Here is a 20677-nt window from a genome sequence, read left to right on the forward strand (position 1 = left end):
CCGCCGGGCGCGCCCCGTCGGGGGCGCCTCCCCCCGCCCCCCCCGCCCCCGCGCCCCCCCCCGCCCCCCCCCCCCCCCCCCCCCCCCCCCCCCCCACTACAGGAGGAGCTTAGCTGGAGATTGCCAGGCGCTCCTGGCGATAACGCCATACCGCTACCGCCCACAGCAGCACTGCCAGCAGCACCGAGGCACCCAGATACACCGCCCACTGCGTGGCCGATGGCATCTCGCCGCGGGTGACCTTCACCAGCATCTGGTTCTGCGACAGGAACGGCACCGCGTACTGCCACAGCTGGGTGTCCTTCAGCGGGTAGGCCATCAGTGCGTAGCCCGGCAGCATCGGCAGCAACATCAGCCAGACCATGTGGCTCTGCGCTTCCTTCATGCTCTTGGAGCTGGCCGACAGGCAGGTCAGCAGGGCGGTGCCGATCAGCACCAGCGGCAGCAGGATCACCAGCAGCTTGCCCATCGCCGCGAAACTCACGTCCAGCGAGCGTGCCGCACCACCGCCGATGCTGGCGCTGACCTTGAACGAGACCAGGATCAGCAGCATCGACGCCAGACCCAACACCACCGCCGCCAGCATCTTGCCGCTGACCAGCGCACCGCGTGCTGCCGGCGTGGCCAGCAAGGGCTCCAGCGACTGCCGCTCACGTTCACCGGCGGTGGTGTCCATGGCCAGATGCGAGCCGCCGATGAAGGCGAACAGCATCAGCACCAGCGGCAGCACCACCGACAGGAAGATGCCGCGCTTGGCTTCGGCCGTTGCCAGATCGCGGGTGCCGACATTGACCGGTGCGGCCACCATCGGATTGACGCCACGTGCCAACAAACGCAAGGCCCCCACCGATTGCCCGTAGGCCGTCAGCACATTGCGTACGCGGGCGATCTGCACGTCGCCGGTACGGCGCGTGGTATCAGCGACGATCTCCACCTTGGCCGGCTTGCCGGCCTGCCAGTCGGCGGCGAAGTTCTCGTCGATCACCAAGGCCAGGTCTTCGCGCTGGCTGCGGATCAGTGCTTCGTAGTCAGCCGGCGCTTCGGTGGCATTGATGCCGCGGCTGGCCAGGAAGGCGACCAGGTTCGGGGCACGGGCGATGCCGACCACCGGGATGTTCAAGTCCTTCTCCAACTGCGTCTCGGCACGCAGGTTGGTGAGCTTGTTCATGCCCAGGAACAGCAACGGGTACAGCAGCGGCGCGGTCAGCAAGGTAAGCAGGAAGGTGCGGCGGTCGCGGGCGAAATCGCGCAGCTCCTTGCGCATCACCGTGAAGATGGCGCGGAAATATCCGGTCTGGCTCATGCGTGCAGGCCCTCCTCACTGCCGATCAGTTTCACGAACGCGTCTTCCAGGTTGGTCTCATGGGCCTGCTCGCGCAGCTCATCCGGCGTGCCCTGGGCAACCACCCTGCCCTGCGCGACGATCACGATGCGGTCACACAGCGCGGCGACCTCCTGCATGATGTGGCTGGAGAAAATCACGCAGCGGCCTTCCTCGCGCAGTTCCTTGAGGAAGCCACGCAGGCCACGAGTGGTCATCACGTCCAGGCCGTTGGTCGGTTCATCGAGGATCACATTGCGCGGGTCGTGGATCAACGCACGGGCGATTGCGGTCTTGGTGCGCTGGCCCTGGCTGAAACCTTCGGTCGCACGATCGAGGAAATCCTCCATCTGCAGCGCCTTGGCCAGGCGCGCGGTGCGCTCGACGATGGCGGCCGAACTCATGCCATGCAGTTCACCGAAGTAGTCGATGTTCTCGCGGGCGGTCAGGCGCTTGTACACGCCGCGCGCATCCGGCAGCACACCAAGGCTGCGGCGCACCGCGTTGGGATCGACTGCGGCGTCGATACCATCGACCAGCACGCGACCGCTCTCCGGCGTCATCAAGGTGTACAGCATGCGCAGCGTGGTGGTCTTGCCGGCGCCATTGGGGCCGAGCAGACCGGTGATCTGGCCATCATGGGCGGTGAAGCCCACGTCATCCACGGCAATCACCGGCGTCTTGTCCTTGCCCCTGCCGGGGAAGGTCTTGCGAAGTCGTTCTGCAACGATCATGTAAGCGGTTCCTCAGTGATGCGGTGATGTCACGGTTCCCAGCCATTGAAGCTGGTGAACGGCGGCACGTAGTTGAGTTTTTCCAGGCAGGCGCCGTCGAGCGCCTTCGGGTCGGTCTTCTCGATGAACTGCGCGAACAGCTTGGGCATGCAGCCAGCGCCGATGACGTTGTGGCCCTGGCCACGCAGCACGAACAGGCGCGCGTTGTCCAGGTGCTTGACCACTTCCTCGCCATAGCGCGGCGGCGTCACCGGATCGAACTCGCCTTCCAGCACCAGCGTTGGCACCTTGCCCGCCAACGGCTTGTTGAAGTCAGCCGGTGCAGTGCCCTTGGGCCAGCTGGCGCACATCGCACCCATCGCCTCGGCCATCTGGTTGCCGAGCACGGTTTCCGCGTCGGCGCTGTTGGCGACCATGCTTTCCTTGTCTTCGCTGCACACCACCGACAGCTGCATGCCCATCGCCATGGCATCCTTCATCTCGCCCTGCAGCATCTGCGTCAGCGCCATCAGGTTGTCGTAGCGGCCGCCATTGGCTTCATGGATGAGCTTGGGCAGCAACGCGCCGGCAGCCGGCATGTAGGCATACATGCGCACCAGCCCGGCCACGGTTTCCGCACGCAGCTCGCCTTGCTGCTGTTCGCCGGTGCTGGCGTCGCGGTACTGCACCGTCACCGGTTGCGCGCGCAGCTTGGCCAGCAGCGTGTCCAGCTCAGCACGTGGATCACCCAGCTTGTCCTTGCACGACGCGGTCTTGGTGCATTGGGCGAACTGCAGCGCCAGTGCATCATCCAGGTTGCGCGCGAAGATATTGCCCAGCTGCAGGCTGTTCGGCACCACCGAGTCAAGCACGATGCTGCGCGTGGCCTGTGGATGGCGCATGGCGTACTGCTGGGCCACGCGGGTGCCGTAACTGACACCGACCAGATTGATCTGGCTCGCACCGATGGCTTGGCGCACCGCATCCAGATCCGCCACCGCTTCGGTGGTGGTGTAGAAGCGCAGGTCGGCCTTCTTTGCCAGCTCGGTTGCGCAGCTCTGCGCCGCTGCCACCATCGAGGCCGTGCTGAAATCGGCATCATCCGGCGTATCGCAGGCCAGCAGGTTGGATTTGCCGGTGCCGCGCTGGTCGACCAGGATCACGTTGCGGTGTTTGCGTACCTCGGCAAATGCCGGGTCCACCTGCGGATAGGTAGCGACCGCGGCCTGGCCCGGGCCACCGGCAAGGAAGAACACCGGGTCTGGCTGCAGATCGCTTTCCTTCTCCGGCGCGACCCAGGCGATATTCAAACTGATCTTGCGGCCTTGCGGGTTTGCCCGGTCTTCGGGCACCTCCAGCGTGGTGCACTGCGCTTCCAGGCTGTCACGGCTGCCGCTCGAACTCAGGCTGCAGGGTTGGAAGTTCAAGCTGCCCAGCGTCTGCGGCTTGCCGGCCACCGCCGTTGCAGCAGTGGCTCCGGCCGCAGCAGGCAATGGCGCCGGCGTATCGGTTGACCGCACCAGGCGGTAACCGACGATGCCGGCGATCACGGCCAGGGCGAGGATGGTTTGGGTCTTACGGGACATCATCGGAACAGCCCCTCACAGTTGAAGAAAAAACGGATCTACCTGCATCCAGACGCGGGCGCGGCAGCTATGTGACATCAGGAAAGAAAATTTCTTCGATACGGCTTTCGAACAGACGGGCGATGCGGAAGGCCAATGGCAGGCTGGGGTCGTACTTGCCGGTCTCCAGCGCATTGATGGTCTGCCGGGATACTTCCAGCTGCTCGGCCAACTCGCCTTGCGACCAGCCCTTGGCTTCGCGCAGCTCGCGCAATCGGTTATCCATCGCGCCGGCTCAGTGATAACGCCGTGCGACGACGGCCTTGGCCAGCCCATACGACAGGCACACCAAGGGAAACACCCAGATCATCGCCACGTTGGACGGCACATCGATGACCTTGGCCGACTGCAGAAAGCCCCCTGTCAGGTACACCAGCGAAATGAATGCCGTGGCAAAACTCACCGCTTCCAGCTCGATGCGCTGCTGCAGCTCATCGGCATCACGGATATAGCGGATCATCGCACGCAGCACCAGCATCATCGGCGGCACCGGCAGCAGTGCGATCAAGGCGCGCAGCAGGCCGTCTTCGACCCGCTTCAACAGCAGGATCGACAGCACCAGCAGCACCACATAGCCGGCCATGGCCAGCATCACCTCACGGGTATAGCGCTTGCGCAGCTTGGCGGGCGCGGCATCGCAGCCGTCGGGCATCAACCGGCGCAACGCGGCGGCGGCAGCCAGGCCCAGGGCAGTGCCGAACACGATCCCCACCGCGTAACTACCGACGCGGGAGGATGCATAGGCGTTCAACAATGCGCCGACGACAGCCAGAACCCCGGCAGCCAACAGCAACCACAGAGAAACGGCGTTGCGCTTCATGGCCAGTTCCTGCCCGCAGACGGGGATGGCGACCGGCGGTACAACTGCGCTGCGATGCTGGTGGCCCCTGCCGGGACCACAGTGCGCAACGCTCGGCTACTGCAAAAGGTGCTCATGACAGGCCTGTAAAGGATGCTTGACACATCCTGATACCAGCACCTACCCGCTGTCAAGCGTCCTTTACAAGCAGGATTGTGCCCATACCGATACCTGCCAGCAGAGCTCAGCCCATCGCCGCCTGCCGCGTGGAAGGTTTCCATCGCACCCCGACCAGGTCACTGGCCCCAGCGATGCAGACGCGGTCGCGGCCGGCTGCTTTGGCCTGGTACAACGCCGCGTCAGCACGGCCCAACACATGCTCCAACGTCGTAGCAACGCACGCCTCGTGCACACCGATGCTGACGGTATAGCGCAGTACCTGCCCAGCCGCGATCACGTTGGCAGCCCGCACCGTCGTCAAGATTTCCTGCGCCACTGCCATCGCCTCAGCTGCCGAAGCACCGGGTAACAACAGCACGAACTCCTCACCGCCGTAGCGGCACAGCAGGCTGTCCCGGTCGCCAACACAGCTGCGCACCAGCCTGGAGAAATGCATCAGTACATCGTCCCCCGCCGGGTGCCCCCAGCTGTCGTTGATGCGCTTGAAGTGATCCAGATCGATGATCAAGGCGGAAAGCGGCCGCCCTTTTGCGACGGCCTCGGCCAGCCGCTTGCGGCCCTCTGCCATCAAGGCGGCGCGGTTGAGCAGGCCGGTCATGCCATCACGTGTTGCGCGCTCGCGAAGCTCGCAGAACAACTGCTCCACCAGCAGCAACATCAGTGCAAAACACTGCGCCATCAACAACACGATCCCGCCGCAGATCCTGAGCAGCACGGCGGAGGAAAACTCATCCGCGCTGCCGCCGGAAACCTCGCCGGAGAACCCAAGGCCATAGAGGCAAAACAGCATATGCAGGATGAAAACACCCCCCGCCAGGCGATAACTCAGCCGCAAGCTCTGCGGCGTATCGCGCAGCAACATCCAGGTGAGCCATGTGTACATCACCAATGCCGACAGGTTCGACAGATTGCGTTGCATGCCGCTTACCTGCAGCAGCTGTGCATCGATCAACAGCACCAGGAAGAACGGCCCCATCACCAACATCGGCTTCCAGATCGGCAAGCGCCGGCCAGCATGCAGGGCGACACCTTTTATCAGCAGCGCCGCGCCAAACAGCGATGACAGCATGACCAGCAACATCAGCGGCCAGCCAATCGGCGCCGGCACGATCTGCCGGAAGTACACCGACAACGCCAACAACCACAGGCTTGCTACCCAAGCACGCAATGCAGGGCTATGCGGCATTACCAGCAGTACCAGGGAGAAACCCAAGGCAACGCTGAAACTCACCACGATGCTGATAGCCGAAAAAAAAGTGGCCAGTTCCGCTGTCATTGATCGCCGCTCCCTTCCCTCTTGCGGGGAACCTTAGCGCCGTCCAGTCGAATTCAGTTCACCCGCAATCGCGATGCCAATCACACAACGCGCATGCGCTGCTGGAAGCGCAAAACATGTATCCGTGCAGGTATGAAACAGGCACCTTCAACTCAACGTTTGAGTACATTGCAATGCCTTCAATCGCGCTTCCCAGCAGTGCGGCCCGCGGCATCATCCGGCCGCGCGCACAGCCATCGGCCCGCGGCCGGGCCGATGCAAAAATTTGAATGACTGCACTACAACACGCGGGCTGCCAACAAGGGCGCGGCATAGCCCAAGCTGCTGTATTGGCGATTGCTCCAACCACAATGCATTCCGCTTGGCCGGCAGGGATCAGATCTCTGCCCGCCAAGGGAGGGTATTCAAACGTGCTCGACAGGCGGCTTCGGCGCGGGCGGGCTGACGTACTTCTCGCGACGGATCTGCGGCATCGGCAGACCGGCTTCCTTCAGCACTTCCACGCAGCTATCGACCATGTCCGGGTTGCCGCACAGGTAGACGATATCGCGGGCCGGATCCAGGGCGATTTCGGCCAACTGCTGCTGCACGTAGCCCTTGCGGACATCGACGTGCGGGGTTTCCGGCAGTTCGCGCGACAGACAAGGCATGTAGCGGAAGCCGGGATTGGCGGCGGCGAAGGCGTAGAAATCGTCGCTGTACAGCAGCTCTTCCGGGCTGCGAGCACCCTGCAGCAACACCACTTCCACACCGCGCTCGACCATCGCCGCCTGCAGCTGCGGCAGCATCGAACGGTAGGGGGTGACGCCGGTGCCGGTGGCGATCAGTACATAGCGGGCATTGTGATCGCCCGGCTGCAGGCAGAAACGGCCAAACGGACCGCTGCCGCTGATGTGGTCACCCAATGCCATGCCCTCGAACAGGGCCGTGGCGGCGCCGCCGGGGACGAAGCTGACCGCAATTTCCACCGCGTCGCCCGGACCCAAGGCGTGGTCGTGGATGGTCGCCAGCGAATAGCTGCGCTTGGCCGGGGTGCCATCGGCGTACTCGAAGTGAACCTGAATGAACTGGCCGGGCAGGAAATCCAGCGGCTGACCGTCGTCACGGACGAACTGGTAGTGGCCGATGCTGGGCGCCAGCATGTGGCGGCCGACCAGCTTGAGGGGGAATTGGATTGGCACAGGAGGGGAACAGTGTGTAACCGGGTATGGACCACGGGGCCTCCTATAATAGCCGCCTGCACTTATCCGACGCCTGTACCCGGCGCGAAGGCCCGAGATTGGACTCCCGTACCCCCACCAGCACAGCTGCGCTGCGCATCACCGACCTGCGCAAGACCTATGACAACGGCGTCCAGGCCCTGAAAGGCGTGTCGCTGGAGGTCGCCCCGGGCGACTTCTTCGCCCTGCTCGGCCCCAACGGCGCCGGCAAGTCGACCCTGATCGGTATCGTTTCTTCACTGGTCAACCTGAGCGAAGGCCAGGTACAGGTGTTCGGCAGCGACCTGGTAGCCGAGCGCAGCGCGACCATGCGCCTGATCGGGCTGGTGCCGCAGGAGATCAACTTCAACCTGTTCGAGAAGCCCTTCGACATCCTGGTGAACTACGCCGGCTTCTACGGGATTCCGCGTGCCGAGGCCGAGGTCCGCGCCGAGGAAGAACTCAAGCGCGCGCATCTGTGGAACAAGGCGCAGATGATGAGCCGCACCTTGTCCGGCGGCATGAAGCGCCGGCTGATGATTGCGCGCGCGATGATGACCCGCCCGCGCCTGCTGATCCTCGACGAACCCACCGCTGGCGTGGACATCGAGATCCGCCGCGACATGTGGAAGACGCTGCAGGAAATCAACGCCGCCGGCACCACCATCATCCTCACCACGCATTACCTGGAAGAGGCCGAGCAGCTGTGCCGCAACCTGGCCATCATCAACCATGGCCAGATCGTCGAGCAGGGGCCCATGCGCGACCTGCTGGCCAAGCTCGACGTGGAAGGCTTCCTGTTCGACATCGACGGTGACCTGCCTGCGCAGCTGCCGCAGATCGAAGGCGCTGTGCTGACCGCCAGCAACGCGCACACACTGGACTTGGACATGCCGCGCGCGATGGATTTGAACCGAGTCTTCGACGCCTTGAATGCCGCTGGCATCCGCGTGCGTTCGATGCGTACCAAGAGCAACCGCCTGGAGGAGCTGTTCGTGCGCCTCACCGGCAACCTGGAGAACACCGCAGCATGAGTACCCCCGTTCCCGTGACCGACAGCAGCCGCAACTGGGTGGCGCTGGGCACCATCGTTCGTCGCGAGGTCAACCGCATCCTGCGCATCTGGGGCCAGACCCTGGTGCCGCCGGCCATCACCATGACCCTGTACTTCCTGATCTTCGGCGGCCTGATCGGCTCCAAGATCGGGCAGATGGGTGGCTACAGCTACATGCAGTTCATCGTACCGGGCCTGGTGATGATGAGCGTGATCCAGAACAGCTACGGCAACATCAGCTCCTCGTTCTTCGGTGCCAAATTCGGCCGCCATATCGAAGAACTGCTGGTCAGCCCGATGCCGAACTGGGTGATCCTCGGTGGCTATGTGGCCGGCGCGGTGCTGCGTGGCTTGATGGTCGGCGTGATCGTGCTGATCATCGCCATGTTCTTCACCCCTGTACGCATCCCGCATCCGCTGGTGACGCTGACCACGGTGCTGCTGGGCGCGACGATCTTCTCGCTGGCCGGCTTCATCAATGCCGTGTACGCCAAGAAGTTCGATGACGTCGCGATCGTGCCGACCTTCATCCTGACCCCGCTGACCTACCTGGGCGGCGTGTTCTATTCGGTGACCTTGTTGCCGGGTTGGGCACAGGCGATGACCCACGCCAATCCCATCTTCTACATGGTCAATGCGTTCCGTTATGGCTTGCTGGGCAGCAGCGACGTGCCGTTGTGGGTGTCGTATGCCTTGATGTTGGGTTTTGTCGGCGTACACCCCCAACGGGGGTTGGGGGGGTGGCTATGTGGCTTTGGCGGGGGTCGCTCACAAACGGCGCCTAATGGCGCTTTTTTGGTTTTTGTTGTCGGGGCGTCCCCCGCGAAGCTCGTACAGCATCAAACCAAGATGACTCTGCAATCTGGATATTGCGAACCATGGTTTCTGCGGCTGGAAGCTGCGTCAGCTTCGCGGCTGACGCCGCTCCTACAACACCCCCGAACACCTATGATGTCTTCACTCCCCTCTGTTGATGGATATCCAAGCTGATGCGCATCCTGATTCTCGGTGCCGGCGGTACCGGTGGTTACTTTGGTGGTCGGCTGGCCCAGGCCGGCGTTGATGTCACCTTCCTGGTGCGAGCCAACCGCGCTGCGCAACTGGACCGCGATGGTCTGGTGATCCGCAGCCCGCTAGGTGATGCGGCTTTTCCGGTCGCCCACGTTACTGCCGATGCCCTGCCGCAACTGGCCAGGGATCAGCCCTTCGACCTGGTCATCCTCAGCTGCAAGGCGTATGACCTGGACAGCTCGATCGATGCCATCGCGCCTGCGGTTGGCACCAACACCACCGTGCTGCCCATCCTCAATGGTCTGCGCCACTACGCTGCGCTGGATGCGCGCTTCGGCCGTGCAAACGTACTCGGTGGCCTGTGCTTCATCAGCGCAACCAAGGCCGACGATGGCGCGGTACTGCACCTGGACAAGCCAGCGAAGATCACCTTCGGCGAGCGCGATGGCGCAACCGGCAGCGCACGCGTCGCTGCATTGGCCAAGGCCTGCGAACAAGCCGGCATCGACCATGTCGCTTCGGCCGATATCGCCCAGGAACAGTGGATCAAGTACACCTTCCTGACCGCGCTGGCGGCCGGCACCTGCCTGATGCGCGCCGATGTCGGCAGCATCGTTGCCAGCGATCACGGCACCGCCTTCATGCAAGCCCTGTACGCCGAATGCCTGGCGGTCGCCGCGCAGGCCGGGCAGCCGATCCCGGCCAAAGCACAGGAAATCGCGCTCGGCGCCATCACCAAGCCCGGCTCGCCGATCAAGGCATCGATGTTGCGCGATCTGGAAGCCGGGCAGCGCGTGGAAGCCGCGCATATCGTCGGCGACATGCTTGGGCGTGCACTTGCCGCCGGGCAATCAGCACCGCTGCTGCAGGCGGCGTACTGCCACCTGCAGGCCTACGAGGCGCAGCGCGCCGTTTGAGGTTTCAGCCTTGCGCCTGCCGTCAGACCGGCGGCAGGCGGAAGAAGGCGCGGGTTGCTGCGGTAGCGTTGGCAGCGGTGACTGCCACATCTTCGCCGCGGTCGCGGGCCAGTTCCTCGACGATATGCGACAGGAAGGCCGGCTCGTTGCGGCGATCCTTGGGCAGCGGCCGCATCGTGCGCGGCAACAGATACGGCGCGTCGGTCTCGATCATCAGGCGTTCGGCCGGGATGTGCTTGACCAGCTCGCGCAGGTGCGCGCCACGGCGCTCATCGCACAGCCAGCCGGTGATGCCGATATACCAATCGCGGTCCAGGTAATCGAACAACTCGCGGCGCTCGGCGGTGAAGCAATGCACCACCGCCGGGCCTAACTTGCCGTCGAAGTTCTTCATCATCGCGATGAAGTCGTCATGTGCGTCGCGCTGGTGCAGGAACAGCGGCTTGCCGGCGAGGTCTGCGGAAATCTGCAGCTGGCGCTCGAAAGCCTTGCGCTGGGCCGGGCGCGGCGAGAAGTCGCGGTTGTAGTCCAGGCCGCACTCGCCCACCGCCACCACTTCCGGATGCGCCTGCAATGCGCGCATTTCCACGTCGCATTCTTCGGTGTACTCGCTGGCATGGTGCGGATGCACGCCGGCGGTGGCATACAGGAAACCCGGATGACGCCGCGCCAGATCCAGCGCCATCGGCGAATGCTCGCGACTGGCACCGGTGATCACCATCTGCACCACGCCAGCGGTGCGCGCGCGCTCCAGCACCGCGTCGATGTCGCGATCAAAGGATTCGTGGGTGAGGTTGGCGCCGATGTCGATCAGTTGCATTGAGCTGGGTGTGGTGAGGCGGGAACGGTGAATTGTAGAGGTTTGGCCGCCGACCAGCCCTGTGCAGCATGAACGGAGCCCGTTAACCGGGTGAGCGGCGCTGGTAGCGTGTGGCTTCTACAATGCAGCGATGGCAACTGCATTCCCCATTACTCCGCTGCTCCCTGACATCCTCCAGCACTTGGCCGCGCATACGCGGCTGGTACTGGAAGCGCCGCCCGGCGCCGGCAAAACCGCCCAGGTGCCACTGGCGCTGCTGGATGCACCGTGGCTGCAAGGCGGCAAGATCATCATGCTGGAACCGCGCCGGGTGGCTGCGCGCAGTGCTGCCACCTTCATGGCCAAGCAGTTGGGCGAGCCAGTCGGCGAAACCGTCGGTTACCGCATCCGCTTCGAGAACAAGGTGTCCGCGCGTACCCGCATCGAGGTGGTCACCGAAGGCATCCTGACCCGCATGCTGCAGGACGACCCGCTGCTGGAAGGCGTGAGCGCACTGCTGTTCGATGAATTTCACGAGCGCCATCTGTCCGCCGATCTCGGCCTGGCGTTGGCACTGGACGTGCAATCGCAGCTGCGCGACGACCTGCGTATCGTGGTGATGTCGGCCACGCTGGATGGTGAGCGGCTGGCGCAGTTTCTGGATGCGCCCCGCCTGTCCAGCGAAGGCCGCAGCTACCCGGTGGAGATAAGTCACTTCCCTGCCCGGCGTGACGAAGCCTTGGAGGCACAGACCCGGCGCGCGGTGGAACAGGCCGTGGCCGAGCATCCTGGCGACGTGCTGGTGTTTCTGCCGGGACAGCGGGAGATAGCGCGGGTGCAAGCCGCTTTGAGCCCCTCCCCCTCCGGGGGAGGGGTTGGGGAGAGGGTAAGTGGCGCAGCCACCCGCACGGCCCAATTGCATGAGGCTTCGCCCGCACCCTCATCCGGCGCTCGGCCATCCCCGCCTTCGCGGGGACAGGCTCTTCTCCCGGCGGGAGAAGGGTTTGACGTCCTCCCCCTCCACGGCGAGCTGCCAATCGAGCAACAAACCCGCGTGCTGCAACCCGATCCAGACGGCCGCCGGCGCGTGGTACTGGCCACCAATGTCGCCGAATCCTCGGTCACCCTGCCCGGCGTGCGCGTGGTCATCGATGCCGGGCTGGCGCGCGAGCCGCGCTACGACCCCAACAGCGGCTTCTCGCGGCTGGATGCGGTGACCATCTCGCAGGCCTCGGCCGACCAGCGTGCTGGACGCGCCGGACGCGTGGCCTCCGGTTGGGCGTGGCGGCTGTGGCCGCAATCACAACGGCTGGAGCCACAGCGACGTCCGGAGATGGCGCAGGTGGAATTGGCCGGGTTGGCACTGGAACTGGCAGCCTGGGGCAGCGACGAACTGCGCTTCGTCGATCCACCGCCCAGCGGTGCACTGTCGGCTGCGCGTGAACTGCTGCAACGGCTGGGCGGCTTGAGCGAAGACAACACCATCACTCCGCTTGGAAAACGCATGCTGGCGATGGGCACGCATCCGCGCATGGCGGCGATGCTGCTGTCTGCGGGCAATCCGCGTGAGCAGGCGTTGGCCGCCGATGTTGCCGCACTGCTGGAAGCACGCGATCCACTGCGTCAGGGCGGCGACGCACTGGCCGCGCGTTGGCGCGCCCTTGCCGCCTTCCGCAATGGCCGCGCGCCTTACGACGCCAATCGCGGCGGACTGGCCGCCATCGATGCGGCGGCCAAGCAGTGGCGCCGTCGCCTGCGTTGCGATGCCACACCGCCAGCCGATATCGAAGCGCATGAGCTCGGCGACCTGCTCGCCCATGCCTTCCCCGACCGCATCGCCACCCAGCACCCGAATGACCCACAGCGCTACCAGCTGGCCAATGGCCGCAGCGCACGCCAGTTCGACAACAGCGATCTGCGTGGCGAGCCGTGGCTGGTGATCAGCGAGCTGCGCCACGATCCACGCGATGCGCTGATCCTGCGCGCAGCACCGGTGGACGAACAACGCCTGCGCCGCGACTTCCCTGATCGTTTCAAGACGCAGGATGTCGTGCGTTGGAACAGCGCCAAGCGTGCACTGGAAGCACGCCGCGAAAGCAGCTTCGAGCGCATCGTGCTGGACAGCCGCCCGGCCGGCCAGGTGGATCCGGCACGCGCCGCACGTGCACTTACCGACGCGGTGCGCGAGTTGGGTCTGGATGCATTGCCGTGGACTGAGAACCTGCAGCAGTTACGCTGGCGGGTGATGGGCCTGCGTAAATGGATGCCGGAACTGGAGCTGCCCGATCTATCCGACACTGCCTTGCTGGAGACGCTGGACGATTGGCTGCTGCCAGCCTTCAACGGCAAGACGCGCCTGGAAGCCTTGTCCGAGGAAGAGCTCGGCGAAGCGCTGAAGTCCGGCATCGACTGGAGCAAGCGACAGCTAGTGGATCACCATGCGCCGACGCGTATCAGCGTGCCTTCGGGGATGGAGCGGCGCATCGAGTACGCGCTGGATGATGACGGCGTCAGTCCGCGCCCACCGGTGCTGGCGGTGAAGTTGCAGGAACTATTTGGTCTGGCCGATACGCCGCGCATTGCCGATGGGCGCGTGCCCTTGCTGCTGCATCTGCTGTCGCCGGGCGGCAAGCCGCTGCAGGTGACCGGTGACCTGCGCAATTTCTGGCAGAACACCTATGCCGAAGTAAAGAAAGAGATGAAGGGGCGTTATCCGCGGCATCCGTGGCCGGATGACCCGTGGAGCGCTACGGCGACGCATCGGGCGAAGCCGCGGGGGACTTGATTGGGGTTTTGGGTTTGAGCAAAGGCCGAAGCAAGAGCAGGAGCACCCCTCCCCAGCCCTCCCCTGTGCTTCGCACAAGGAGGGGGCGGTTCCTGGCAATCTGTAAGCCTGCCGCGCAACCGCTTTGGCCCCCTCCCTTGCGCATAGCGCAGGGGAGGGTTGGGGAGGGGTAGCTTTTGGCTCTCGCCGCCACCGTTACTCCAGCTTCAGCCTTCCACAACCACGCCCAACACTTCCCGGCTAACATCCCCTACACGGCCCTCTGGTAAGAATGGGGGTCTGGCCCTCATCTACATGGAGTCCCCACATGAGCAAGTTCAGCGATATCACCGGCCCGGCACTGGAGCGTGCACTGGAACTGGTCAACAGCGCCGGTGGCAACATCAAGCACGGTGGTTCCAGCGCAGCCGAATGGCTCAAGACCGGTGCCGCCATTGGTGCGATGAAGACCGGCGGCCGTGCCGTCACCCGCGTCGCCAAGCGCAACCCCACCGCTACCGTCGCCGTTGCGGCCGTTGGCCTGGGCTTGATTGGCTATGCGCTGTACCGCAAGAACAAGCGCGACAACGAGGCTATCGAGGCCAAGTCGCGGCAGATCGCGCAGCGTCGCCGTCATGCGGCCAGCGTGACCGATGAAACCAGCGATATTGGTAGCGACGCCTGAGTTTGGTTTTTCGAGGCGGTGCTTGAGTCAAGAGCTACCCCTCCCCAACCCTCCCCTGCGCTTTGCGCAAGGGAGGGAGCAGGTTCTGCAGCTTGCTAGAGACCTAGCTCGGCGAGCACGGCTGCGGTGGATTGGCCGACGTCATCCAGCTGCGGATTGATACGCCCCGGCTCGTTGGCAAACTTGATGGCAATGCCCAGGTGGGTTCCGCCCTGTGCATCGGTCCAGACCATTTCGCGCGCACGCGTATGCGGATCATTGAAGGCTTCGGTCAGTGTCTTGACTGGCGCCCAGCACACGTCGATGTCGTGCAGAAACAACGTCCACTCCACAAGCGTGCGGCGGGCGAAGGTTTCGGCCAGGAATTGCTTGACCGGGTCCTGACCGCTGCCCGGTGGCAGATGGCAGAGGTGGATCAGGTCGGCGCGGCCGAGCGCATTCAACAGGTTCTCGGCGAACTTGTGCTCGGCACCGCCGAGTGCGATCCAGCGGTCGTCGGCGCAGCGGTAGAGCTTGTACAGCGCATTGCCGCCCCAGCTGCGCTCTTCCTTGATGACCGGGTCGCGGCCGAGTGCGAACGGCGGGCCCAGCACGTTCGGCAACCACGCCATCAAGGCGTCCTGCATCGACAGATCGATGTAGTCGCCCTCTCCCGTGCGTTCGCGGCGGAACAAGGCCATCAGGATGCCGTTGAGCGCCATCAGCGAACCGGCCATATCAGCCACCGGCATATGCGGCATCGCCGGCGTGCCATCCGGCGCACGGTTTAGGCTCACTACCCCAGTATCGGCCTGCATCGCCAGATCATGCGCGGGACGATTGACCTTGGGGCCGATCTGGCCGAAAGCGCTGATCGAGCAGTACACCAGCTTCGGATTGATCGCTTTGCAGCTGGCGTAGTCGATGCCAAGCCGCTGGGCGACGCCGGGCCGGAACGCTTCCACCACCACATCGGCCCACTCCACCAGCTTGGCGAAGGCGGCTTTGCCGTCGGCGCTCTTCAGATCCAGCACGATGCAACGCTTGCCACGATGGGTGTTGCGGAACCAGGTGGAAACACCGGCCTGCTTCAAACCAACTTCGCGCACCGGCTCGCCGCTGGGCGGTTCGATCTTGATCACATCGGCACCGTGGTCGGCCATCACCATGGTCAGGTGCGGACCGGGCAGAAACAACGACAGGTCGAGTACGCGTACACCTTCAAGTTTCATCATCGACTCCGTTGCCTCATGCCCCGAGCAGGCGCGCGCGGTCTGCATCGTTGTAGCCTAGCTCGCACAGCAGGGCTTCCGCATCGGCGTTGAGCGGCGGGCAGGCATTGCCGCTCAGGCGCTGGCCATCGAGTTTGATCGGGTTACGCAGTAGACGCTGCGTGCCCTTTGCATGCTGCACGTCCTGCAGCATGTCGACATCGCGCACATAGGGATTGTCGAGCGCCTGGGCGATATCCAGCACCGGCGCGATCGGAATGCGGCCGGCAAACTTCTGCGTCCAGTAAGCAGTCGGCTGGGTGCTGAGGATGCTGTCGACCAACACGGTCAGCTCCTCACGCACCTTGCGGCGCTCGGTGAAGTTGGCGAAACGCGGCTCGGCGGCCCATGCAGGACTGCCGATGCCGTCGACGAAGGTCTGCCAGAATTTTTCCAGCATGCACATCACCATCACCCAGCCATCAGCGGTGCGATAGACCTGGCACGGAACGGTGGATGGATGGGCGCTACGCGACAGACGCTCGGTACGATGGCCTTCGTTGAGGTACCAGGTCGCCGGATAGCTGAGCTGGTGCAGGGCCACGTCGAACAGGCTGACATCGACATCGCGGCCAAGCCCGGTACGCATCGCACCGATGATGGCGGCAAGCAGGCCCATCGACAGGGTAGTGCCAGTCATGAAGTCGACCATCGACAGGCCGAAGCGCGCCGGCGGCGCGTCGGGCTCACCGGTAAGCGCCATGAAGCCTGCCTCGGCCTGCATCAGATAATCGTAGCCCGGCCACGCGGCGCGCTCGTTGTCGCGGCCGTAGGCGGACAGGTGGGCGCAGACGATCTTGGGATTGAGCTTGCTGAGCGTGGCGTAGTCCAGGCCGAGCTTGCCGGGCTGGTCGCCACGCAGATTGTTGAGCACGGCATCGGCGCTGGCGACAAGCTTCTCGAAGACTTCGCGGCCCTCGGCGGCTTTCAGGTCCAGCCGCAGCGAGCGCTTGTTGAGGTTGAATGTCTGGAAGAACAGGCTGTCGCCTTCGCCCAGGAAATAAGGCCCGGTGGCGCGCGACACGTCGCCGCACGGTGGGGATTCGATCTTGATGACTTCGGCGCCGAGATCCGCGAGGTGCATCGAGCCATAGGGGCCAGCACCGTACTGTTCGACGGCAAGGATGCGCAGTCCCTGCAGGGGAAGGTCTTTCATGTGTGGCCTCTGGTTTGTAAAAAGCACCGCGGCGGTTGAGGACCGCGGTGAAGGGATGCTGCTGTTGCGTCTGCTTGGCTGTTGCTGTTGCTTTTGCTTTGGCTTTGGCTTTGGCTGTTGCTTTGGCTTTGGCTTTGGCTGTTGCTTTGCCTTTGGCCGGTGCTTTGGCTTCTGATCCATCCCTTCTCCCGCTTGCGGGAGAAGGTGCCCGGAGGGCGGATGAGGGGAGCTTCTGGCTTTGCTTGTAGAGCTTCCCCTCACCCCAACCCCTCTCCCGCAGGCGGGAGAGGGGCTTTGAGACTTGAAACATCGCTTGTAAAGCTGCCCTCACCCCAACCCCTCTCCCGCGCGCGGGAGAGGGGCTTTGCGTCTGATGCATTCGGGAGAGGGGCTTTGGTCTGCTTGGGCCTTCAGATCTTGTTTCTTGCCACCAGCTGCTTGGCGATGATGATGCGCTGCATTTCGTTGGTGCCTTCACCAATACACATCAGCATGGCGTCGCGGTGGAAGCGCTCGATGTCGTACTCAACCGAGTAGCTGTAGCCACCAAAGATGCGCATGCCTTCCTGCGCGCAATACGCGCCCGTCTCGGTGGCGAAGTACTTGGCCATGCCCGCTTCCATGTCGCAGCGTTCACCCTTGTCGTAGGCATTGGCCGCACTCTCGATCAGCAGCTTGGAGGCTTCGACCTTGGCGGCCATTTCGCCCAGCTTGAGCTGGATGGCCTGGTGCTCGGCGATCGGCTTGCCGAAGGTCATGCGTTCCTGCGCATAGCGTACCGACAGACGCAGTGCGCCCTCGGCAATGCCGCAACCGCGCGCCGCTACATTGATGCGCCCAAGTTCCAGACCACCAACGGCGTGCTGGAAGCCCTGACCTTCAACCCCGCCAAGCATGCAATCCGCCGGAACCTTGTAGTCCTGGAACACAAGCTCACAGGTATCGATAGCACGGTAGCCGGACTTCTTCATCTTCTTGGCGACGATGAAGCCCTCGCCCTTTTCGGCGATGAACATGGTCATGCCCTTGTGGCGCGGCTGCGCCTCCGGGTCGGTCTTGACCAGCAGCAACACCATGTCGCCATACATGGAATTGGTGATCCAGGTCTTGGCGCCATTGATGACGTAATGATCGCCATCGCGCTTGGCGACGCTGCGGATTGCCTGCAAATCGGTGCCGGCATTCGGCTCGGTCAGACCCAGTGCGCCGCGCAGCTCGCCGGTGGCCATGCGCGGCAGGTACTTCTGCTTCTGCGCTTCGGTGCCGCAACGTTCGATGGCCGCGGCCATGATCAGGTGCGAGTTGAAGATGCCGGTCGGCGCCATCCATACCGACGACACCTTGATCACGATCTTGGCGTAGATGCGCGCCGGCAGGCCCAGTCCGCCATATTCGGGCGAGATGGTGGCACCGAACAGGCCGAGGTCCTTCATCTCCTCGACCAAGTGATGCGGGTACTTGTCTTCGAGATCGTATTCCTGCGCGATAGGCGCGACCGACTTCTCCACCCAATGGTCAATCGAAGCTAGAAGTGCCTGTTCTTCGTCAGGGCCCCACAGCTGTTCCAGTTCGGTACTCATCATTGCGCCCTCAGTAGTTGACCTTGTCTTCCACCGAGTGACCACGCTTGGCGATCAGCATGGTGCGGTTGAAGGTGCAGACCAGTTTGCCGTCCTGGTTGTAGCCATCGGTACGGCAGGTGACGATGCCGGCACCCGGGCGCGACTTGGATTCACGCTTCTCCAGCACTTCCGATTCAGCGACCAGGGTGTCACCGACGAACAGCGGGTGGGTCATCTTGATTTCGCTCCAACCCAGATTGGCCACTGCCTTCTGGCTGACATCGGTGACGCTCATGCCGACCATCAGCGCCACGGTGAATGGCGAGCAGACGATGACCTTGCCGAACTCCGATGCCTTGGCGTACTCCTTGTCGAAGTGCATCGGATGGGTATTCATCGTCAGCAGGGTGAACCAGGTGTTGTCGGTTTCGGTGATCGAGCGGCCGGGGCGGTGCTCGTAAATGTCGCCGACATTGAACTCTTCGTAGTAGCGGCCGAAGGTTTCGCGGAAGCGGTTTTCGGAAATCTGCTTGACGTTCTGAACCATGACAATGTCCTTTTGGTGCGGGTTGGGCTGGCGCTGGGCGCAGCTCGGTCAAAGAGGGGTGTGATCAGGCGTTCAATGGAGCGTTGAAGTCAGCCGGCACGCACGCCGAGTGCACCCAGTGCGATTGCGCGTTCGGCGGCAATTTTGATCGGGCGGTCCACCAGCTTGCCGTCGAGCTGGATGGCTTCGCCGCCGCTGGCGGCCAGCGCAGCGACCACGCGCTGGGCACGCTCGTATTCGGCGCTGGTTGGCAGGTAGCGGCTTTGGATGGGGTCGACCTGGGCCGGATGGATCGCCGCCTTGGCGGTGAAACCAAGATCGATCACGCGGTCGGTTTCATTGACCAGACCGGCTTCGTCCTTGATGTCGAGGAAGGGCACATCGAGGCAACCGACGCCGGCCTCGGCGGCAATCGTCGCCAGCTGCACGCGCGGGTGGAAGAAGCTGTCCCAGCCGGCGCGGCCACGCAGCGCAACGATGTAATCGAAACCACCGAACATCAACGCCTGCAGCCGCGGGATGGCAGTGGCCAGCGCGCGTGCATCGAGCAGACCCTTCGGCGTTTCGATCTGCGCGATGAACACGGTGTCGATGGCAGCAAGCGCGTTGTCGGCTTGCTGAAGCTCGGCCACGGTTTCCACCTTTGGCAACATCACGAAGGCCGGATTCAAACCGGATGCCGCCAATGCTTTCAGATCCGCTTGGCCCAGCTCGGTGGACAGGGGATTGATGCGCAGGCCGATTTCGCCGCGACCATCGTGCCGTTCGGCAAGAAAATCAAACAGCGAGGCACGTGCGCTTTCCTTATCAGCCGGTGCAACTGCGTCTTCCAGATCGATGCAGACCTGGTCGGCACCGGTGGCCACCGCCTTGGCGTAACGCTCCGGGCGTGAGCCCGGCACGAACAGCAGGCAGCGACGCGGGTTGTTCAATGTGGCGCTCATGCTGCGCTCACTTGTGAGGCAAAGTGTTCGGCAATCTGGCGACGGGTGGCGTACCAGGCCCCCGGCTTCTGCGCGACGTACTGCAGGAACTTCTCGAACGCACCGATGCGGCCCGGGCGGCCGATGATGCGCAGGTGTAGGCCCAGCGACATCACTTTCGGTGCGTGCTCGCCCTCGGCGTACAGCGTGTCGAAGCTGTCGATGGCGTAATCCAACCAATCCTTGGGCAGGTAGGATGGTGCCACCCACATCTTCATGTCATTGGTGTCGAGCTGGTACGGCACCACGATCATTGGTTTGTCGCTGCCGTCGACGTCGCCCCAGAACGGCGCGTCGGCCGAGTAATCGTCCATGTGATACAGAAAGCCTTCTTCCTGCAGCAGGCGACGGGTTGATGCGGTATGCAGGTAGCGCGACAGCCAGCCAACCGGGCGTACGCCTGTGGTCTGTTCGATGCTGGCGGCGGCGGCGCGGATGAACTGGCGCTCCTGTTCCTCGTTGAAGCGGAACTGGTGGATCCAGCGGTGGCCGTGCGAACACACTTCGTGCCGGCTGCCACGCAGGTAGTCGGCGATTTCCGGTGCGCGCTCCAGCGACACGGCAGCAGCGGTATAGGTGCTGGTGACGTTGTACCTGTCCAGCAGCGCGGATACGCGCGCATGGCCTTCGTTGATGCCGTAGCGGTAGTTGGATTCGTTGCCGTAGTTGCGCACCGGCTTGGACAGGGTAACGTGCAGCTCGTCCACCGGCTCGGTGATTTTGTCACCCTGGCCCACGTTGTACTCGGACAGCTCTTCAACATTGACGACCACGGACAAGGCCAGGCGTGCGTTGTTGGGCCACTGGTAGACGGGTTTGGACATGGTGGTCTCGGT

18 protein-coding genes and 1 pseudogene are annotated in these 20677 nt (G+C 63.7%); 5 read left to right on the forward strand and 14 right to left on the reverse strand.

Annotated elements, in window-relative coordinates:
- Positions 1-109: 109 nt before the first annotated feature.
- The 7 genes from ACVOLL_RS04420 to ACVOLL_RS04450 form a co-directional block, all read right to left on the reverse strand.
- Positions 110-1303 (reverse strand): ABC transporter permease, encoded by a 1194-nt coding sequence (locus tag ACVOLL_RS04420; RefSeq protein WP_481511781.1) that lies wholly within the window; start codon positions 1301-1303, stop codon positions 110-112.
- Positions 1300-2055 carry an ABC transporter ATP-binding protein gene (locus ACVOLL_RS04425; RefSeq protein ID WP_481510464.1) on the reverse strand — a complete coding sequence of 252 codons (756 nt, stop codon included), beginning with the start codon at positions 2053-2055 and terminating at the stop codon, positions 1300-1302. The genes ACVOLL_RS04420 and ACVOLL_RS04425 overlap by 4 nt, the downstream gene beginning before the upstream one ends.
- Before the next feature lie 29 nt (positions 2056-2084).
- Positions 2085-3620: an alpha/beta hydrolase gene (locus tag ACVOLL_RS04430; RefSeq protein ID WP_481511782.1), complete on the reverse strand. Its 1536-nt coding sequence runs from the start codon at positions 3618-3620 to the stop codon at positions 2085-2087.
- 67 nt (positions 3621-3687) lie between these two features.
- Positions 3688-3885, reverse strand: coding sequence for a helix-turn-helix transcriptional regulator (locus ACVOLL_RS04435; protein ID WP_481511783.1), 198 nt, complete (start codon positions 3883-3885; stop codon positions 3688-3690).
- A gap of 9 nt (positions 3886-3894) precedes the next feature.
- The gene (locus ACVOLL_RS04440) at positions 3895-4479 is read right to left on the reverse strand and encodes a hypothetical protein (protein ID WP_481511784.1); all 585 of its coding nucleotides are present in this window, start codon (positions 4477-4479) and stop codon (positions 3895-3897) included.
- A 223-nt stretch (positions 4480-4702) separates the two neighbouring features.
- Positions 4703-5914 (reverse strand): GGDEF domain-containing protein, encoded by a 1212-nt coding sequence (locus ACVOLL_RS04445; protein WP_481511785.1) that lies wholly within the window; start codon positions 5912-5914, stop codon positions 4703-4705.
- Between the two features lie 404 nt (positions 5915-6318).
- A complete protein-coding gene (locus ACVOLL_RS04450) occupies positions 6319-7095 on the reverse strand; it encodes a ferredoxin--NADP reductase (protein ID WP_481511786.1) in 777 nt (258 codons plus the stop codon).
- Positions 7096-7193: 98 nt separating this feature from the next.
- Here ACVOLL_RS04450 and ACVOLL_RS04455 point away from each other — a divergent pair, with 98 nt between their 5' ends.
- The 3 genes and pseudogenes from ACVOLL_RS04455 (at position 7194) to panE (ending at position 10095) form a co-directional block, all read left to right on the forward strand.
- Positions 7194-8147: an ABC transporter ATP-binding protein gene (locus ACVOLL_RS04455; RefSeq protein WP_481511787.1), complete on the forward strand. Its 954-nt coding sequence runs from the start codon at positions 7194-7196 to the stop codon at positions 8145-8147.
- Positions 8144-8932: pseudogene (locus ACVOLL_RS04460) on the forward strand (ABC transporter permease); the annotation flags it as partial. The gene ACVOLL_RS04455 and the pseudogene ACVOLL_RS04460, both read left to right, overlap by 4 nt.
- A gap of 224 nt (positions 8933-9156) precedes the next feature.
- Entirely contained in the window at positions 9157-10095 is a 939-nt protein-coding gene (gene panE / locus ACVOLL_RS04465) for a 2-dehydropantoate 2-reductase (RefSeq protein ID WP_481511788.1), read from the forward strand.
- A gap of 22 nt (positions 10096-10117) precedes the next feature.
- Here the strand turns inward: panE and ACVOLL_RS04470 are convergent, their stop codons facing one another.
- Positions 10118-10915, reverse strand: coding sequence for a TatD family hydrolase (locus tag ACVOLL_RS04470; RefSeq protein WP_481511789.1), 798 nt, complete (start codon positions 10913-10915; stop codon positions 10118-10120).
- 130 nt (positions 10916-11045) lie between these two features.
- On the opposite strand from ACVOLL_RS04470, the gene hrpB reads away from it, so the two are divergent.
- Positions 11046-13679, forward strand: a complete 2634-nt coding sequence (hrpB, locus tag ACVOLL_RS04475; protein ID WP_481511790.1) for an ATP-dependent helicase HrpB — start codon at positions 11046-11048, stop codon at positions 13677-13679.
- Positions 13680-13986: 307 nt separating this feature from the next.
- Entirely contained in the window at positions 13987-14343 is a 357-nt protein-coding gene (locus tag ACVOLL_RS04480) for a hypothetical protein (protein ID WP_282268299.1), read from the forward strand.
- A gap of 95 nt (positions 14344-14438) precedes the next feature.
- Here ACVOLL_RS04480 and ACVOLL_RS04485 read toward each other — a convergent pair whose 3' ends face one another.
- The 6 genes from ACVOLL_RS04485 to ACVOLL_RS04510 form a co-directional block, all read right to left on the reverse strand.
- A complete protein-coding gene (locus tag ACVOLL_RS04485; RefSeq protein ID WP_481511791.1) occupies positions 14439-15554 on the reverse strand; it encodes a CaiB/BaiF CoA transferase family protein in 1116 nt (371 codons plus the stop codon).
- A 16-nt stretch (positions 15555-15570) separates the two neighbouring features.
- Entirely contained in the window at positions 15571-16749 is a 1179-nt protein-coding gene (locus tag ACVOLL_RS04490) for a CaiB/BaiF CoA transferase family protein (protein WP_481511792.1), read from the reverse strand.
- 410 nt (positions 16750-17159) lie between these two features.
- Positions 17160-18329 (reverse strand): acyl-CoA dehydrogenase family protein, encoded by a 1170-nt coding sequence (locus tag ACVOLL_RS04495; RefSeq protein WP_481511793.1) that lies wholly within the window; start codon positions 18327-18329, stop codon positions 17160-17162.
- 10 nt (positions 18330-18339) lie between these two features.
- Entirely contained in the window at positions 18340-18858 is a 519-nt protein-coding gene (locus ACVOLL_RS04500) for a MaoC family dehydratase (protein ID WP_481511794.1), read from the reverse strand.
- A gap of 89 nt (positions 18859-18947) precedes the next feature.
- Entirely contained in the window at positions 18948-19802 is an 855-nt protein-coding gene (locus ACVOLL_RS04505; protein ID WP_481511795.1) for an HpcH/HpaI aldolase/citrate lyase family protein, read from the reverse strand.
- Entirely contained in the window at positions 19799-20665 is an 867-nt protein-coding gene (locus ACVOLL_RS04510; protein WP_481511796.1) for a polysaccharide deacetylase family protein, read from the reverse strand. Before ACVOLL_RS04510 ends, ACVOLL_RS04505 begins: the two co-directional genes overlap by 4 nt.
- Between the last annotated feature and the right edge of the window lie 12 nt (positions 20666-20677).

This window comes from Stenotrophomonas sp. STEN035 (assembly GCF_056759935.1).

What these genes read in the sequence shown, in the direction of transcription:
- ACVOLL_RS04485 (WP_481511791.1), bottom strand. Translation starts at nt 15,554, where the DNA reads ATGAAACTTGAAGGTGTACGCGTACTCGACCTGTCGTTGTTTCTGCCC.
- ACVOLL_RS04470 (WP_481511789.1), bottom strand. Translation starts at nt 10,915, where the DNA reads ATGCAACTGATCGACATCGGCGCCAACCTCACCCACGAATCCTTTGAT.
- ACVOLL_RS04490 (WP_481511792.1), bottom strand. Translation starts at nt 16,749, where the DNA reads ATGAAAGACCTTCCCCTGCAGGGACTGCGCATCCTTGCCGTCGAACAG.
- ACVOLL_RS04510 (WP_481511796.1), bottom strand. Translation starts at nt 20,665, where the DNA reads ATGTCCAAACCCGTCTACCAGTGGCCCAACAACGCACGCCTGGCCTTG.
- ACVOLL_RS04495 (WP_481511793.1), bottom strand. Translation starts at nt 18,329, where the DNA reads ATGAGTACCGAACTGGAACAGCTGTGGGGCCCTGACGAAGAACAGGCA.
- ACVOLL_RS04430 (WP_481511782.1), bottom strand. Translation starts at nt 3,620, where the DNA reads ATGTCCCGTAAGACCCAAACCATCCTCGCCCTGGCCGTGATCGCCGGC.
- hrpB (WP_481511790.1), top strand. Translation starts at nt 11,046, where the DNA reads ATGGCAACTGCATTCCCCATTACTCCGCTGCTCCCTGACATCCTCCAG.
- ACVOLL_RS04440 (WP_481511784.1), bottom strand. Translation starts at nt 4,479, where the DNA reads ATGAAGCGCAACGCCGTTTCTCTGTGGTTGCTGTTGGCTGCCGGGGTT.
- ACVOLL_RS04480 (WP_282268299.1), top strand. Translation starts at nt 13,987, where the DNA reads ATGAGCAAGTTCAGCGATATCACCGGCCCGGCACTGGAGCGTGCACTG.
- ACVOLL_RS04420 (WP_481511781.1), bottom strand. Translation starts at nt 1,303, where the DNA reads ATGAGCCAGACCGGATATTTCCGCGCCATCTTCACGGTGATGCGCAAG.
- ACVOLL_RS04505 (WP_481511795.1), bottom strand. Translation starts at nt 19,802, where the DNA reads ATGAGCGCCACATTGAACAACCCGCGTCGCTGCCTGCTGTTCGTGCCG.
- ACVOLL_RS04500 (WP_481511794.1), bottom strand. Translation starts at nt 18,858, where the DNA reads ATGGTTCAGAACGTCAAGCAGATTTCCGAAAACCGCTTCCGCGAAACC.
- ACVOLL_RS04435 (WP_481511783.1), bottom strand. Translation starts at nt 3,885, where the DNA reads ATGGATAACCGATTGCGCGAGCTGCGCGAAGCCAAGGGCTGGTCGCAA.
- ACVOLL_RS04425 (WP_481510464.1), bottom strand. Translation starts at nt 2,055, where the DNA reads ATGATCGTTGCAGAACGACTTCGCAAGACCTTCCCCGGCAGGGGCAAG.
- panE (WP_481511788.1), top strand. Translation starts at nt 9,157, where the DNA reads ATGCGCATCCTGATTCTCGGTGCCGGCGGTACCGGTGGTTACTTTGGT.
- ACVOLL_RS04445 (WP_481511785.1), bottom strand. Translation starts at nt 5,914, where the DNA reads ATGACAGCGGAACTGGCCACTTTTTTTTCGGCTATCAGCATCGTGGTG.